The sequence below is a fragment of the Pseudomonas sp. A0308 genome (genome assembly GCF_044218815.1).
Taxonomy (GTDB): Bacteria; Pseudomonadota; Gammaproteobacteria; order Pseudomonadales; family Pseudomonadaceae; genus Aquipseudomonas; species Aquipseudomonas iridis.
Genome location: NZ_CP162581.1, coordinates 5,402,178 through 5,417,641 on the forward strand (window position 1 = coordinate 5,402,178; position 15,464 = coordinate 5,417,641).

At 58.6% G+C, this 15,464-nt stretch carries 14 protein-coding genes; 5 read left to right on the forward strand and 9 right to left on the reverse strand.

The annotated features are described in order from the left end of the window. Positions 1-145: 145 nt before the first annotated feature. Entirely contained in the window at positions 146-616 is a 471-nt protein-coding gene (locus AB4P92_RS25080) for a hypothetical protein (protein WP_047302316.1), read from the reverse strand. A gap of 453 nt (positions 617-1,069) precedes the next feature. On the opposite strand from AB4P92_RS25080, the gene AB4P92_RS25085 reads away from it, so the two are divergent. Together AB4P92_RS25085 and AB4P92_RS25090 are read left to right on the forward strand one after the other, a co-directional pair. Then, a complete protein-coding gene (locus AB4P92_RS25085; protein ID WP_395598327.1) occupies positions 1,070-2,005 on the forward strand; it encodes a chemotaxis protein CheV in 936 nt (311 codons plus the stop codon). Positions 2,006-2,179: 174 nt separating this feature from the next. Beyond that, positions 2,180-2,986 carry an MOSC domain-containing protein gene (locus AB4P92_RS25090; RefSeq protein WP_395598328.1) on the forward strand — a complete coding sequence of 269 codons (807 nt, stop codon included), beginning with the start codon at positions 2,180-2,182 and terminating at the stop codon, positions 2,984-2,986. A gap of 72 nt (positions 2,987-3,058) precedes the next feature. On the opposite strand, the gene AB4P92_RS25095 is transcribed toward AB4P92_RS25090, so the two are convergent. The 8 genes from AB4P92_RS25095 to AB4P92_RS25130 all read right to left on the reverse strand — a co-directional run bounded on the left by AB4P92_RS25095 (position 3,059) and on the right by AB4P92_RS25130 (position 12,405). After that, positions 3,059-3,343: a pyrimidine/purine nucleoside phosphorylase gene (locus AB4P92_RS25095; RefSeq protein ID WP_003183665.1), complete on the reverse strand. Its 285-nt coding sequence runs from the start codon at positions 3,341-3,343 to the stop codon at positions 3,059-3,061. 103 nt (positions 3,344-3,446) lie between these two features. Then, positions 3,447-3,989 (reverse strand): exonuclease domain-containing protein, encoded by a 543-nt coding sequence (locus AB4P92_RS25100; protein ID WP_042560227.1) that lies wholly within the window; start codon positions 3,987-3,989, stop codon positions 3,447-3,449. A gap of 70 nt (positions 3,990-4,059) precedes the next feature. After that, a complete protein-coding gene (locus tag AB4P92_RS25105; protein ID WP_261736373.1) occupies positions 4,060-6,021 on the reverse strand; it encodes an acetyl/propionyl/methylcrotonyl-CoA carboxylase subunit alpha in 1,962 nt (653 codons plus the stop codon). A gap of 109 nt (positions 6,022-6,130) precedes the next feature. Then, positions 6,131-6,928: an enoyl-CoA hydratase/isomerase family protein gene (locus AB4P92_RS25110; protein ID WP_042560225.1), complete on the reverse strand. Its 798-nt coding sequence runs from the start codon at positions 6,926-6,928 to the stop codon at positions 6,131-6,133. Further along, a complete protein-coding gene (gene atuD / locus AB4P92_RS25115; protein WP_042560224.1) occupies positions 6,925-8,082 on the reverse strand; it encodes a citronellyl-CoA dehydrogenase in 1,158 nt (385 codons plus the stop codon). Before atuD ends, AB4P92_RS25110 begins: the two co-directional genes overlap by 4 nt. A gap of 30 nt (positions 8,083-8,112) precedes the next feature. Further along, a complete protein-coding gene (atuC, locus tag AB4P92_RS25120; RefSeq protein ID WP_042560223.1) occupies positions 8,113-9,729 on the reverse strand; it encodes a geranyl-CoA carboxylase subunit beta in 1,617 nt (538 codons plus the stop codon). A gap of 3 nt (positions 9,730-9,732) precedes the next feature. Continuing rightward, on the reverse strand, positions 9,733-10,602 hold the full coding sequence (locus AB4P92_RS25125) for an SDR family oxidoreductase (protein ID WP_047302307.1): 870 nt from the start codon (positions 10,600-10,602) through the stop codon (positions 9,733-9,735). Between the two features lie 12 nt (positions 10,603-10,614). Beyond that, positions 10,615-12,405: an acyclic terpene utilization AtuA family protein gene (locus AB4P92_RS25130; RefSeq protein ID WP_395598329.1), complete on the reverse strand. Its 1,791-nt coding sequence runs from the start codon at positions 12,403-12,405 to the stop codon at positions 10,615-10,617. Positions 12,406-12,589: 184 nt separating this feature from the next. Here AB4P92_RS25130 and AB4P92_RS25135 point away from each other — a divergent pair, with 184 nt between their 5' ends. The 3 genes from AB4P92_RS25135 to AB4P92_RS25145 all read left to right on the forward strand — a co-directional run bounded on the left by AB4P92_RS25135 (position 12,590) and on the right by AB4P92_RS25145 (position 15,443). Beyond that, a complete protein-coding gene (locus tag AB4P92_RS25135) occupies positions 12,590-13,213 on the forward strand; it encodes a TetR/AcrR family transcriptional regulator (RefSeq protein WP_042560220.1) in 624 nt (207 codons plus the stop codon). A gap of 92 nt (positions 13,214-13,305) precedes the next feature. After that, positions 13,306-14,103, forward strand: coding sequence for an ABC transporter substrate-binding protein (locus tag AB4P92_RS25140; protein WP_115147545.1), 798 nt, complete (start codon positions 13,306-13,308; stop codon positions 14,101-14,103). 155 nt (positions 14,104-14,258) lie between these two features. After that, positions 14,259-15,443, forward strand: coding sequence for a hypothetical protein (locus AB4P92_RS25145; RefSeq protein WP_395598330.1), 1,185 nt, complete (start codon positions 14,259-14,261; stop codon positions 15,441-15,443). Positions 15,444-15,464: the final 21 nt, after the last annotated feature.

Below are 15,464 nucleotides of genomic sequence, written 5' to 3' on the forward strand. Positions count from 1 at the left end.
CACAGGCAAACCCCTAGCCCGGCAGGAGATACACGCTGTTGTCCGGTGTGAATATTTATTTGATTTGTCGCTGGCAGATACGATTTATGCAATTACGACAATGAGGGTGTGGTCCGGCAACCTCGACGATCACCGTCATGCCGAATCAGGCCTGTCGTTCCGAATAGTTCAGCAATGGCAAGCGGTTGGTTTTCAGTATTGGTTGAAACTGAGTTTGTCCGACGTGAGCGGCAAACGCTTCGAGCAGTGATGTCTGTTCGGTTTTATCGAGACTCAGTTGCCCGGTTTTATGATCGACCAGTTCAAGCTGCCAGGCCATCAGTGTGAAGCATTCCTTAAGCGCATCCAGGGCCTGTTCGTGCAGATCCACGTGATCCTGTGCCAGATCGAGCAGGCCGTAGATGTGCAGGGAAAACTCGGAAATCGCCTCAAGCGCCAGAGCTTCAGCCCTGCTTGCGAGTTTGAGAAGGGTGCTGAGCATGCAGTCGATAGCGTCCTTGTCGTTGCTGATCATCTGCAGATGGCTGAGGCATTCTTCGGACTTGGCCAGGAGCGTTTCAGCCTCGACAAGAAATTCCGGGAAGCGTTGCGCCCACTCTTTACGGTCGATCGGCATGCTTATCTCCACAACATCATGGCTACTGAGGGGATGCCGTGTGTGACGACGATCGTGGATCGTCGGGAGATCGCGCCCAGACGTGCAGGAGCACAGACTGAGACGTTCCAGAGGGGTTGTTTCCGCTGAACTGCGATCGCACACAATAGCCTGACTCCGTTCATGCAATGAGAATGGCGTCACATTAATGGCTATTGGATATTGCGAATATCAGGTTGGGCCTGATTGTTACTAGGGGAATCCCTTAGGCGCGGGAACATACAGTGCAAACCGTGGTCGCGCCGCAAAGACATTAGCAGATGAAAAACTCAGCGCCAGTAAAGCATGATGTTAATGTGACATCAATGCCCCGATATGGCATTTTGAAAGCGATTTCCATGGGGATCAAGATTCGGCATTCGTAGCCGATAACCCCTCTTAGTGAATTCATCAGAACAAGCCCAGGAGTCATTGATGGCCGGCATTCTCGACACGGTAGACCAACGCACGCAACTGGTGGGTGAGAATCGCCTGGAAATTCTCATGTTTCGACTGGCCGGGCGCCAGTTGTTTGCGATCAACGTGTTCAAGGTTCAGGAAGTGCTGCAACTGCCGAAGCTGACCCTGATTCCTCAGCGTCACCCGTTTGTCTGCGGTGTGGTCAACCTGCGCGGGCAGACGTTGCCGGTGATCGATCTTTCGCAAGCGATCGGTATGCGTCCATTGGTGCCGAGCCCGACGAGCACCATCATCGTCACCGAATACAACCGCTCGGTGCAGGCCTTCCTCGTTGGTGGTGTAGATCGCATCGTCAACATGAACTGGGAAGCCATTCTGCCGCCACCGGCCAGCGCCGGCCGTCAGCACTACCTGACGGCGATCAGCAAGGTCGACGATCAACTGGTGGAAATCATCGACGTCGAGAAAGTGCTCGCCGAGATCGTTCCGTACAACGCCAAGGTCTCGCGCGAAAAACTCGATGATCCGGTCCTGGAGCGCGCCCGTGGCCGCGAAGTGCTGCTGGTGGACGACTCCAATGTGGCGCTCTCGCAGTTGCGTGACACCCTTGGACAGCTCGGCGTGAAAATGCACATTGCCAGCGACGGCTTGAAGGCGCTGAACATGCTCAAAGCCTGGGCCGACACCGGCGTGAACATGACCGACAAACTGCTGATGGTGTTCACCGACGCGGAAATGCCGGAAATGGACGGCTATCGCCTGACTACCGAAATACGCAATGACCCACGCCTGCGCGGCCTGTACGTGGTGCTGCACACCTCCCTGTCCGGCAGTTTCAACGAATCCATGGTGAAGAAGGTCGGCTGCGATAACTTCCTCTCCAAGTTCCAGCCGGACAAACTGGTCGATGTGGTGCGCCAACGCCTGATGCTTGATGAAGTACCGGCCTGATCACAACACCCTTTGAAACTGTAGGAGTTAGCCTGCTCGCGATGCCGATAGTCCGGCCAATAGTTTGTCGGATGTGAGTCCGTCATCGCGAGCAGGCTCGCTCCAACAGTTTGCTCTTTGATTCCCTGAGCAGCTCGTATAGGGTGGCTTTTTTTGCCTACCAGGGAGCTGGCCATGCTGCGTCTGAGCGCGCTTTATCGTTATCCGTTGAAATCCGGCAAGGGCGAGGTTCTGCAAGGGATCGACCTGGACAAGCTGGGGCTTGATGGCGATCGACGCTGGATGCTGGTGGACGAAGCCAGCGGCCGTTTCCTGACTCAGCGCGCCGAAGCGAAAATGAGCCAGCTGTCAGCGCTGTGGAATGCCCACGGCGGCCTGACCCTGAGTGCGCCAGAACGTGCTTCGATCGAAATCGACTTGCCCGGTAACGACGCCGAACTTCGCGGCGTGACCATTTGGCGAGACACCTTGCGGGTGCCGGATGCAGGTGATGAGGCGGCGCGATGGGTCAGTGATTTTATTGGTAAGCCGACTCGTCTGGTGCAAATGCCTCTGGATCGTGCACGTATGACTCAAGCGGGTTTTGGCAAGGATGACGATCAGGTCGCGTTAGCCGACGGTTTTCCGTTGTTGCTGATCGGTGAGGCATCGCTGCAGCATTTGTCGCAGGAGGTCGGACGACCGCTGGAAATGCTGCGTTTTCGGCCGAATCTGGTGATAGAAGGCAGTCATGCGTATGCCGAGGATGGATGGAAGCGGATTCGCATTGGCGACGTCGAGTTCCGCGTGGTCAAGCCGTGCTCACGCTGCATCCTCACCACCATCGACCCGCAAACCGGTGAGCGCAGTGCTGACCGCGAACCGCTGGCGACGTTGCAAAAGACCCGCGCGCAGGCTGACGGTGCGATGTTCGGGCAGAACCTGGTGAATGACAGCAACGGTCGTCTTGAGGTCGGAATGGCGGTCGAGATTCTCGACTAACCCGTCACTGAAACAAAAAATGCCCGTGTCCTTGGACACGGGCATTTTCATTGGCGCTTCGAAACCAGCGGTTTAGCCGCGGTATTCGCACAGGTAAGCCGTGTCGACGGCGACTTTCAGCTGGAACTTGCTGTTGGCCGGTACGTTGAACTGGCTGCCGGCGGCGAAGGTTTCCCAGTCGGTGCTGTCTGGCAGTTTGACCGTCAGTGCGCCGGACACCACGTGCATGATTTCACGCTGGGCAGTGCCGAATTCGTATTCGCCCGGGGCCATGACGCCGATGGTCGCCGGACCTTCGGCGGTGCCAAAGGCGATCGACTTGACGGTGCCGTCGAAGTACTCGTTGACTTTAAACATGGGCGATTCCTCGAAAAGGGCTAAAAAGTGGGGCGGCCAGTATGCACAAGGCTTTCAACGCCGTCACCTGCCCGGCGCCAGTCCGGCAAGTCGAGAGTTGACCCTAGAGTGGCAATACCAAAGGCAACAGCCGCGCCGTATTGCGCGCGTCTTCCAGCGCTCGATGTTGCTGGCCGCTGAACTGCATGCCAGCGAGTGCAAGCGCACCATTGAGCCCCAGCGGCCGCTCCAGACGCCGGGCTTTGGCAAAGCGTTGCTTGAGGTTCATGTGCGGCACTTTGCTCAACCCACTGTCGATTTGCAGGCGCTGCCATTCCTGCAACAACTGCTTGCGGTCGTAATCACCCCAACTGGCCCAGCCTTCCAGGCGTGACTGATGCTGAGCAAGCCAGCGTTCGAACGCCGGCCAAACTTCGTTCAAGGTCTGTGCCGCGTCGATATTGGCCTGGGTGATGTGCGTGAGCTGGCGACAGAAGGGCGTCAACAAGGGGCGCCGTGTCGGTTTGACGAAGCGCTGAAAGTGATCTTGCTCGCGCCCGGCACGATCGACCAGCGTGGCGCCGATCTCGATGATTTCCATTTCCGTGACCGGCCAGCCGCCCTCGTCGGTGGTAGCTTCCAAATCAATGACCAGCCAGTGTGGCATCGCAGGGTTCCTGATTTCCGCGTTCTGATAATTCAGAGCGTAGTCAAACCCCGCGGATGCGCTCGGGCGACTACTCGACCTGCAACAGAACCTGACGATTTTTTACCTGATCGCCGACCTTGACCTGCACCCGCTTGAGCACGCCGTCGATGCCGGCCGTGAGCGGATGCTCCATTTTCATTGCCTCCAGCACCACCAGCAATTGACCCTTGCTGACCGCACTGCCTTCGCTGACGAGTACGTCGACAATGGCACCGTCCATCGGCGCCTTCAAGGTGCCGGAACTGACGCTGGTCTGACTGCCGATCACCGCGTGAGTTCGATCCTCCAGGTGCAGACTGCCGGGATGGGTGAACAGCCAGAGTTGCCCGTCATCTAGGCGATAGGCGTGGCGTTGGCGCAGGCCAGCGATTTCAAGTGTCACCGAGCATGTGCTGTGATCGATGAGTTTCAGTTCGAGGGCGCGTTCAGCGACCTGCACCTCAATCACATCCCCTGCGCACCTGAGCAGTTGTGCGGTCCAGTTCTGTTCATCAAGACCCAGCCGATAATGCAGCGGCACGCTGGCGTTGTTGCGCCAGCCGCTCAATGGCGCGCGGTGTTGTTGCGCCGATGCCAGATAAAACAGCACGGCTGCGATGGCCAGTTCTTCGGCACTCGGCGTGTGTGTATGCAGGCTTTGGTGATCGCTGAAATGCTGGGGAATGAAGCCGGTGCTGAATTCACCGCTGATGAATTGTGGATGTTGCAACATACTTTCGAGCAAGCGCTGATTGCTTTGCACGCCCAGCAACACCGTGTCCTGCACCGCGCGCAGCAGTTTGCGCCGGGCCTCTTCACGGGTGGCACCGTGAGCGATCAGTTTGCCGAGCATCGGGTCATAGAACGGGCTGACCGTTTGTCCTTCATGCAAACCATGGTCAATCCGCGCGCCGTGCTGCAACGCGGGTTCCCATCCTTGGATGCGCCCGGTTTGCGGCAGAAAATCTTGCGCGGGGTCTTCAGCATAAAGCCGCACTTCCATGGCATGGCCATTGAGCTGGACTTGCGCTTGCGTCAACGGCAGAGGCCGCCCCTCGGCCACTGACAATTGCCAGGCGACCAGATCGAGTCCGGTGATCAACTCGGTCACCGGGTGCTCGACCTGCAGGCGGGTGTTCATCTCAAGGAAGTAGAACTGCCCGCGCGCGTCGAGCAAAAACTCCACGGTGCCGGCGCCGACATAATTCACTGTGCGGCCGGCCTTCAGTGCGGCTTCGCCCATGGCTTGGCGCAACTCGGCGGTCATCACCGGGCAGGGTGCTTCTTCGATGACTTTTTGGTGGCGACGCTGGATCGAACAGTCGCGTTCGCCGAGATAAATCAGGTTGCCGTGGTGATCGCCAAACAGTTGCACTTCGACGTGCCGCGGGTCGATCAGCGCTTGTTCGAGAATCAATTCGGCGCTGCCAAATGCATTCAGGGCTTCAGAGCGTGCCGTGCGCAGTTGCGCCGGCAAATGCGCAGCGTTGTGCACCAGCCGCATACCGCGACCGCCACCACCGGCACTGGCCTTGATCATCAACGGGTAGCCGATGCGTTCGGCTTCGCTCAGCAAGGTGGCGTCGTCCTGCGCTGCACCTTGATAGCCGGCGATGCACGGCACGCCGGCGTCGAGCATGGCGAGTTTCGACAGGCGTTTGCTGCCCATCAATTCGATGGCGTCGGCACTTGGGCCGATGAAAATCAGGCCGGCCTGTTCGCAGGCGCGGGCGAACCCGGCGTTTTCCGAGAGAAAACCATAGCCAGGGTGGATTGCATCGGCGCCGCTGCGGCGAGCGGCGTCGAGAATGGCCGGTACGTTCAGATAGGACTGCAGCACAGGTGCCGGGCCGATCGGCACGGCTTGATCAGCCATTTGTACGTGCAGCGCATCGGTGTCGGCGTCGCTGAAGACGGCGACGGTGCGGTAGCCCAGGGCCTGTGCGGTGCGCTGGATACGGCAGGCGATTTCACCGCGGTTGGCGATCAGGATTTTGTGGATGGCGGGCATGGGCTGTTCCCTCGAAAGTTGCGGTGTATGTGCTGGCCTCTTCGCGAGCAGGCTCGCTCCCACATTTGGAATGCTTTCACCTGTGGTAGCGAGCCTGCTCGCGAAGCTTTTAGGTGGCCCAGCCCGGTTTGCGTTTTTGCATGAACGCCATGGTGCCCTCGATGCCTTCAGCACCCGTCACCGCTTCGCTGAACCACTGCGCCGCCTCATCCAGCAACTCAGTCGATGGTTGCCCGGCACTGGCCAGCAGAAGTTGTTTGGTCACGGCATTCGCCTCCGGCGCGCAACACAAGACATGCTGCAACACCTCATCCAGCCGCTCGGCCAGTGCTTGCGCATCCTGCTCGACAAAATGCACGACCCCCAAACGCCGCGCCTGATGACCATCGAAACGCGCGGCGGTCAACGCCAGTCTGCGTGTTTCAGTCAATCCAATGCGTTGCACCACAAATGGCGCGATCTGCGCCGGCAGCAGGCCGAGGCTGGTTTCCGGCAGACCGAATTGGGCCTTGTGATCAGCCATCGCCACGTCGCTGACACAGGCCAGTCCAAACCCGCCGCCCATCACCGCGCCTTGCAGCACGCAGATCAACACTTGCGGCGCGTGCTGGGCTTCCTCCAGCAGCGCGCCGAACGCCCGGTTCAAATCTCGGTAAGCCTCGGCACCCTCGGCGCGGGCATTGGCCATGTCCTTGATGTCGCCGCCGGCACAGAAATGTCCGCCGCTACCGCTGAGCACCAAGGCCCGAACAGCACGGTCATCGCGAACGGCCGCCAACACCGCGCGCAATTCGCTGACCATTTGCAGGCTCATCGCATTGCGGCTGTCCGGGCGATTGAGGGTGATGTGCAGCACACCGCCATGCAGTTCCAAAAGCAGCGTCTGGCATTCGGGCAGGCCACTCATTTCTTTTTCCCCGGCAGGATGCCCATCAGTTTGCAGATGATCCCCAGCATGATTTCGTCGGCGCCGCCGCCAATCGATACCAGCCGCACATCGCGATAGGCGCGGGCCACCGGGTTGTCCCACATGAAGCCCATGCCGCCCCAGTATTGCAGGCAACTGTCGCTGACTTCACGGCCGAGCCGGCCGGCCTTGAGCTTGGCCATCGATGCCAGTCGAGTAACGTCCTGACCGCGAACGTATTGCTCGGTAGCCTGATAGACCAGCGCGCGCAGGCATTCGATTTCGGTCTGCAATTCGGCGAGGCGGAAATGGATGACCTGATTGTCGATCAGCGCATTGCCGAAGGTTTTGCGTTCCTTGCAATACTCGATGGTGCTGTCGACGCAGTATTCCAGGCCCTTGATCATGTTCGCCGCGCCGAACAGGCGTTCTTCCTGAAACTGCAACATCTGCATCATGAAGCCGGCGCCTTCATGACCGATGCGGTTGCGTTGCGGCACGCGGACATCGTCGAAAAACACCTGCGCGGTTTCCGAGCTGCGCATGCCGAGCTTGTCCAGGTGCGAGCTGAGGCTGATGCCCGGCGTGGTCATCGGCACCATGATCAGCGACTTGTTGATGTGCGGCTTGTCGTCCGAAGTGTTGGCCAGCAGGCAGATGAAGTCAGCGCTCGGCGAGTTGGTGATCCACATCTTGCTGCCGTTGATCACGTAGTCGTCACCGTCCTTGCGCGCCGTGGTTTTCAACCCGGCAACGTCCGAACCGGCACCGACTTCCGACACGCCGATGCAGCCAACCTGCTCGCCGGTGATTGCCGGGCGAAGGAACTCTTCGCGCAGTTCATCGGAGCCGAACCGCGCCAGCGCCGGGGTGCACATGTCGGTCTGTACACCAATCGACATCGGGATGCCGCCGCAGTGAATGGTGCCGAACTCTTCGGCCGCGACAATCGAGTAGCTGTAATCAAGGCCCATGCCGCCGAATTTTTCCGGTTTGGAAATGCCCAGCAGGCCGAGGTCGCCGGCCTTGCGGAAAATCTCGTGGATCGGAAAACGTCCGGCCTTTTCCCATTCATCGACGTGCGGGTTGATCTCGTGTTCGACAAACTGGCGGACGGTGCGGCGCAGTGCTTCGTGTTCCGGGGTGAAGATCATTTTTATTGTTCTCCGTAAGATCCGTGGCCGTCAGAAGCGGCTGACGCCGAAGCTGTTGGGTTGCAGTGCGCGAATGTCGGCTTCGTGGCAAATATCCAGCAAGTACCCGAGCAGGGTGCGAGTGTCGCGCGGGTCGATCAAGCCGTCGTCCCACAGGTTGGCACTGCCATACAGCGCGGTGGACTGGCTGTCGAGTTTCTGCGCGGTGACCTGTTCGAGCATGTCGAGCATTTTCGGGTCTGGCACCAGACCATCCTTGTGCTGTTTGGCTTCGGTGACGATGCGCAACACTTTGCCAGCCTGCGCGCCGCCCATTACCGCCGTGCGGCTGTTGGGCCAGGCGAAAATGAACCGTGGATCGAGGCCGCGCCCACACATCGCATAGTTGCCGGCACCGTAGGAGCCGCCGACGACCATTGTCAGTTTAGGCACCCGTGCGTTGGCCACCGCCTGAATCAGTTTCGAACCGTGTTTGATCACCCCTTGCTGCTCGGACTCGGTGCCGACCATGAACCCCGTGGTGTTATGGAAGAACAGCAGCGGCGTCTGGCTCTGATCGCACAGTTGAATGAACTGCGCAGCTTTGCTCGCACCCTTTGGCGTGATCGGGCCGTTGTTGCCGATGAAGCCGCAGGCGCGACCCTGGATTTTCAATTGGCCGCAAATGGTTTGCTGGTCGAACTCGCCCTTGAACTCGAGGAAGTTCGATTCGTCAGCGATGCGCGCAATGATTTCGCGCACGTCGTAAGGTTTTTTCGGATCGTCCGGGATCAAGCCGAGCAGTTCTTCGATGGGGTAAAGCGGCTCTTTGTATTGTGGCTCCGGTAGCCACGGCAGTTGCTCGTTCCATGGCAGCATCCGCAGAATCTCGCGCACTTGTCGCACGCCATCGGCATCGTTCTCGGCCAGATACTCGGCCGTGCCGGCGACCTGCGCGTGCATCTCGGCACCGCCCAGTTCTTCATCGGTCGCCACTTCGCCGGTCGCGGCTTTGAGCAGCGGGGGGCCGGCGAGAAACAGCTTGGCCTTGCCGCGCACCACCACCACGTAATCCGACAAACCCGGTTGATAGGCGCCGCCCGCCGTAGCCGAGCCATGCACCACGGTGATCTGCGGCAAACCCATCGCTGACATCCGTGCCTGATTGGCAAAGCTGCGCGCACCTTCGACGAAAATCTCCGCTGCGTAGTTGAGGTTTGCACCGCCGCTTTCGGCGAGGGTGATGACCGGCAGTTTGTTTTCCTGGGCGATCTGTTGCAGGCGCAGGGATTTTTTCAGGCCGCTGGGCGAAATCGTGCCGCCCTTGATTGCGCTGTTATTAGCGACGACCATCGCGCGGATGCCTGACACGTAGCCAATGCCGGCGATCAAGCCGCCACCGGCAGCGCTGCCGTCCTTGTCGTCATGCAGTTTGTAACCGGCGAGGCTGGCCAGTTCGAGAAAAGGTGCGCCGGGGTCGAGCAGCAGATTGAGGCGTTCGCGGGGCAGCAGTTGTCCGCGTTTGTCGAATTTCGCCTTGGCTTCGGCAGCCTTGTTCAGCAGGTTCTGTTCGAGTTGTCGCACTTGCTCTATGGCGGTAAGCATCGCCGCACGGTTGCGGGCGAACGCCTCGCTGTGCGGGTCGAGTCGGGACTGGATCTGCGCCATGGCTTACTCCTTGTCCTTGAGCACATCGGGAAGGTAGGCCCGGTGAAAACCATTGAACGACTCACTATGAGACGCCTTGTGTAGCGGCCAGGCGCGACTGCCGAGGCTGGCCGCACCATCGATTTTCAAGGTACTGCCACTGATGAACGCCGCCGCCGGACTGAGCAGAAACACGATCGCCGCGCTGACTTCCGATTCGGTGCCGATGCGCTTGAGCGGCACATGTTCGCGCAGGGTCGGAATCACCGCTTTGAACGCGCCTTCATAGGTGTCCATGCCGCTGGAGGCAATCCAGCCCGGCGCCACCGCGTTGACCCGAACCCCGGCGTAACCCCACTCGAACGCGGCGGTTTTGGTGAAATTGTCCATGCCCGCACGCGCCGCGCCCGAATGGCCCATGCCGGGCATACCCCCCCACATGTCGGCGAGCATGTTGACGATGTTGCCGCCGTGCTTGCTCATCGACTGGTTGAACACTTCCCGCGCCATCAGAAAACCGCCGACCAGGTTGGTGCGCAGTACGGTTTCGAAACCTTTCTGATTGATCGAAGCCAGCGGCGCCGGGTATTGGCCGCCGGCATTATTGACCAATCCATGGATCGGCCCGTGTTCAGCGATCAATTCGCTGACCAGCTGTCTGACCGCTTCCTCATCGCGAATATCGCAAGCCTGCCAATGCGCGCAACCACCGTCCTCGGCAATTTCGGCGGCGACTTTTTGCAGCTTTTCAGGTTTGCGCCCGACCAGCAGCACATGGGCGCCGAGTGCTGCCAGTTCATGGGCGGTGCAGCGCCCGATGCCGCTGCCACCGCCGGTGACGATGATGGTCTGGCCGCGGAACAAATCGGTATTGAAAATCGACGCGTAAGCCATGCAAACCACCCTCTAGTCGAACTGTTCGGCGATGCTTTGTGGCACCGGGATCTGGATTTCCAATAGTTGCTGGGCGAAGGCTTTACCTTGCGGGTCGATGCGCAGACTGGCCACACCACCGCCGCCGAGGGCGTTTTCCAATAAAAAGTTCAGGCTGTGGGTGCCGGGCAGATACCAGCGTTCGACCCGGCCGTGAATCGGGTCCAGAACGTGGCTCATCCAGTCGACGATCACCGCCGGCGTTAACGCTTCGGCGATCCACGGCAGGTATTCGGGCTTGCGCGGCATGACGCCGATATTGCTGTGATTGCCCTTGTCACCGGAGCGCGCTACGGCCAGTTTCACCAACGGTACGCTGGCGTCGGCGCGACCTTGAGGTTTGGGTGGTTGCTCGGCGATTGGCAAGTCCTGGCTGTCGAGTGCGGCCAGCGCGGGTAGGGCACACGGGTGATTTTCACCGGTCATGTTGATGTGCAGGTTGCAGGCGCTTTTGTCGATCAGGAACGAGAACAGACGGATGACCGGATAGACCGTCGGCCGTCCGCCAACGATGCCGGTCAGCCCCGGTGCCATGCCGGTTGCAGCTTGGGCGATCTCCCGGGAGAACAGAATCAGCGCCTGCTTGTTCGGATGGCGCACGGCAAGTTTGATCACCACTTCGCGGCTGTCGTGGCGCTGCCCGTGAGGGCCGTAGGTGGCTTCGCTGCCGAGCAATTCAATGTGGGTTTCGCTGTAAGGTGCCCAGCCGCGCTGGCTGAACATTTCCGACGTCTTGTCGATGATCGCCTGGCTCACGCGACGGCCCTTGTCCACCGCATCGATGCCGGCGATCAGGCAACTGGCGGTACAGCGAAAGCCGTCCGGATACGTGGCACTGACCTTGTATTTATCGCTGGGCGGCAGGCCTTTGGCACCATGCACCTGCACCGAGTTCTTGCCTCGCTGCTGAAGTTTGACCTGAGTGAAATCGCAGATTACATCGGGCAGCAAATAGGCCTGCGGATCGCCGATTTCGTAAAGCATCTGTTCGCCGACGGTCAGTGGCGTGATCAGCCCGCCGGAGCCCTCGGGCTTGCTGACGATGAACTGGCTGTCGGCGCTGACTTCAACGATTGGAAAGCCGATGTGCTCGTAGTCCGGCACCTCGCGCCAGTCGGTGAAGTTGCCGCCGGTACACTGCGCGCCGCATTCGATGATGTGCCCGGCCAATGCGGCCTGGGCGAGTTTTCCGTAGTCGTGCCACGACCAGCCGAACTCATGCACCAACGCGGCACTGACTACAGCGCTGTCGACCACGCGCCCGGTGATAACGATATCGGCGCCCAGGCGCAACGCTTCGACAATGCCCGGCGCGCCGAGGTAGGCGTTGGTCGAGACGCACATCGCAGGCAATGGCGCACCGGTGAACATCTCGCTAATGCCCTGAGAGGCGAGTTGCTTGAATTGCGGTTGCAGGTCATCGCCCAGCAGCACCGCGATTTTCAGCTTGATGCCGGCTGTATCGCAAACGGCTTGCAGTGCGGCGGCGCAGGCCTGGGGATTGACGCCGCCGGCGTTACTGATGACGCGGATATTCTGCTCGGCCAGTTGCGGCAGCAGCGGGGTAAGGACTTCGATGAAGTCGCTGGCGAATCCGCCTTGCGGATCCTTCATGCGCGCGCCGGCCATGATCGACATCGTGATCTCGGCCAGGTAATCGAACACCAGGTAATCCAGGCGTCCACCGTCCACCAGTTGGGCGGCGGCGGTAGAGGTGTCACCCCAGAAAGCACTGGCGCATCCGATGCGGACGGTGGTTGGCATTTTTTATCTCCGACTCAGGGACCTGCGACAGAAGTGTCTGGAGGCTACCAAGCAAGCGCTTGGTTTGTAAACAGTTGAAATATCTTCTGCCCGAGCGCTTGCTTGGTTATCGTTGGCGGCTTAAATTGCGCGCAACCCTGCGGTTTCAGGGGGCAACAGAACGGGCGACTGTAGGAGAGAGCGGGTGGACGAGCAAAAAGCCCTGAGGGTCATGCGCGAATTGGTCGACCAAGGCCAACTGACCGACCCGGACAGCGCCCGCGGCAAACTGCTGCAAGTGGCGGCTCACCTGTTCCGCAACAAAGGCTATGAGCGCACCACGGTGCGCGATCTGGCCGGTGCGGTGGGCATTCAGTCGGGGAGCATTTTTCATCACTTCAAAAGCAAGGACGAAATCCTGCGTGCGGTGATGGAGGAAACCATCCGCTACAACACCGCTTTGATGCGCGCGGCGCTCGCCGATGCGACCAATGTGCGCGAGCGCGTGTTGGCGCTGATTCGCTGTGAATTGCAGTCGATCATGGGCGGCAGCGGCGAAGCCATGGCGGTGCTGGTCTACGAATGGCGCTCGTTGTCTGAGGATGGCCAGGCCAAAGTCCTCGCCTTGCGCGATGTTTATGAAGATCTTTGGCTACAGGTGCTCGGGGAGGCCAAGGAAGCCGGGTTTATTCGCGGCGACGTATTTGTCACTCGGCGTTTCCTCACCGGCGCCCTGTCCTGGACCACCACCTGGTTCCGTGCCGGCGGCAGTCTGAGCCTTGATCAGTTGGCTGATGAGGCCCTGATTCTGGTGCTTGAAGAGCGTTGAAGCGCTTTCTATCGGGCCGGGAAACTGGCTAACTGGGCGAAACCGCCTAGCTTGAATGCATTGATCGGTATTTTTTCGGGGAGTGGGGTGTTTTGAAGTCTTTGCCAAGTCGGACCGCCGCGAGGTTATTGCTCGCAGCGCTGGCTGCATTATGGGTATTGCCCGCTCAGGCTGCGCAATTGGTTCGGGTCGGTGCCGCGCACTTTCCGCCTTATACCGTTCGCCCCGAAAACGGTGCCGACACCGGTCTGTTGCCGCAGATGGTCGAGGCATTGAACCGGCTGCAAAGCGACTATAAGTTCGTTCTCGTACCGACGTCGATTCCGCGCCGTTTCGGTGATTTCAAGCAGGGCCGGATCGACATGGCGATCTTCGAGAACCCTGATTGGGGCTGGAAGGAAATCCCTCACAACGACGTCGATATGGGGCTTGAGGACGCCGAGATTTTTGTCGCCCAACGTGAAGACGGTCGACAACAGAACTATTTTGCCGACCTCAGCGGCAAGCGTCTGGCGCTGTTCAGTGGCTATCACTACGAGTTCGCCAGCTTCAATGCCGACCCGAAATTCCTCGCGCAAAACTTCAAGGCCACGCTGACCTATTCCCACGACAGCAATCTGTTGATGGTGCTGCGCGGGCGCGCGGATATCGCGCTGGTGACCCGTTCTTATCTGAGTGATTACCTGCTGCGCAACGAAAAGGTGCGCGATGAATTGCTGGTGTCCCAGCGCATCGATCAGGTCTACCACCACTACGCCATCCTGCGTCCGACCGCGCCGATTACCGGCGAAGAGTTCAGCAAGTTGCTACAACGCCTGCGCGACAGCGGCGAGATGCTGAAGATCTTCGATCCTTACCGGATTGCCGTGGTGCCAGTGCGCGATCAATGACCGAGATGCTGTTGGAGTCTGAACACGTCAGACTACCACCCGGCAATAGTTAATTAACCTGTCAGAACTGACAGTGGTGGAGCCTGAGTATTCCTGTTTGAATCGTGATCGTACTGATATTCGATGTACGAACCTATCTTGCAGGAGCCTGAGTAATGACACATGCCATGGAAATGGATTTACCAGTCCCCGTAATAAAAGAAGCGCTCACTAACAATACGCTGTATCCAATGCACGCTCTTGGCGGAGCAACAGCAGTCGTTGAATATGAAATGGACACTGCTGACAGCATTATTCTTTATTGCGCCGGGCCGGCAGGTATACCGAATCCAACTTTCGAAAAAAAGCAAGGTGATGAAAGTGGGTGCGTGGAATTTGATATTCCTGCCAGCACGATCGGTGCCTGCATCGGTAAAACTCTATTTATCTGGTATAAGGTTTTTCGAGGCAATGCCTCATGGGAATCACAGAGGCTTGAACTCCAGGTGCAATATCTGGATAGGTCTGATCTACCTGGCCCGGTTCTTCCAGATGTAACTGTTGTCGATGGGTTTGAACGGCTGTATCTGCCAGGTTTCCCTCATGACCCCGAAGTCACATTAGCCCGCCCACCTTTTTTTGCCGTGGGTCAGAAGATCTGGGTTCGTGCTGTGGGCCAACGTGATTACCCATCCCAGACATTGCTTTGGCTTTTGGAGGCGGCAGTGATTGAGGAATGCCACCTCAATGGTATCAAACTGACTATTCCACGCGGATGGCTGTTCTCCCTGGATGATTATTCAGCTTTGACGATCGAATGCTATCTCGCGTATGACGGTCAATCAGATATTAAAGCTGCCCAGGAACTTCCGCGTACGACTCATAATATTCGTAACCTTCCGTATCAGTTACTCAATGACTACACAGATTTCGGCGAGACGGGATGGAACAGGTGGAAGAAAGGACCTGCCGCAGCGAATCCGTTGGATCTCATTGTGAAGAGTGATGCAACTGGGGACTATCTATGGAATTGGGGGTATACGAGTCCAAACAACGGCATCCATCTGATCAAGGAATATGAGTATCTGGTGCCGGGCCGTCGTTATGAATTTACTCTGGACCTTCGGAGAAACAGTCCGGCCAATCCGGCACCCACACTCTCGCTGGAAAGTAATGATTCGATCATTGTGGAGCCGATGCGCCTTCTGTCGCGAACATGGATAACCGTGGGTAACACCTTCATTGCCAACTCCAGCAATGTGCAACTGCGACTGGTAAGTCATGTTAATTCTGTCGGCGGAAATGATTACGACGTGACCCGTATCCGCTTGAAGGAAATATCCTCAAAGAAGGAAGCTTAAGTATTTTTTGCAAATGAGCTT

Excerpts from the sequence above, each read along its gene's own strand:
- AB4P92_RS25100 (WP_042560227.1), bottom strand. The coding sequence starts at position 3,989 with ATGCCACACTGGCTGGTCATTGATTTGGAAGCTACCACCGACGAGGGC.
- AB4P92_RS25080 (WP_047302316.1), bottom strand. The coding sequence starts at position 616 with ATGCCGATCGACCGTAAAGAGTGGGCGCAACGCTTCCCGGAATTTCTT.
- atuD (WP_042560224.1), bottom strand. The coding sequence starts at position 8,082 with ATGATCTTCACCCCGGAACACGAAGCACTGCGCCGCACCGTCCGCCAG.
- AB4P92_RS25095 (WP_003183665.1), bottom strand. The coding sequence starts at position 3,343 with ATGTTTAAAGTCAACGAGTACTTCGACGGCACCGTCAAGTCGATCGCC.
- AB4P92_RS25085 (WP_395598327.1), top strand. The coding sequence starts at position 1,070 with ATGGCCGGCATTCTCGACACGGTAGACCAACGCACGCAACTGGTGGGT.
- atuC (WP_042560223.1), bottom strand. The coding sequence starts at position 9,729 with ATGGCGCAGATCCAGTCCCGACTCGACCCGCACAGCGAGGCGTTCGCC.
- AB4P92_RS25130 (WP_395598329.1), bottom strand. The coding sequence starts at position 12,405 with ATGCCAACCACCGTCCGCATCGGATGCGCCAGTGCTTTCTGGGGTGAC.
- AB4P92_RS25110 (WP_042560225.1), bottom strand. The coding sequence starts at position 6,928 with ATGAGTGGCCTGCCCGAATGCCAGACGCTGCTTTTGGAACTGCATGGC.
- AB4P92_RS25090 (WP_395598328.1), top strand. The coding sequence starts at position 2,180 with ATGCTGCGTCTGAGCGCGCTTTATCGTTATCCGTTGAAATCCGGCAAG.
- AB4P92_RS25145 (WP_395598330.1), top strand. The coding sequence starts at position 14,259 with ATGACACATGCCATGGAAATGGATTTACCAGTCCCCGTAATAAAAGAA.
- AB4P92_RS25105 (WP_261736373.1), bottom strand. The coding sequence starts at position 6,021 with ATGCCCGCCATCCACAAAATCCTGATCGCCAACCGCGGTGAAATCGCC.
- AB4P92_RS25125 (WP_047302307.1), bottom strand. The coding sequence starts at position 10,602 with ATGGCTTACGCGTCGATTTTCAATACCGATTTGTTCCGCGGCCAGACC.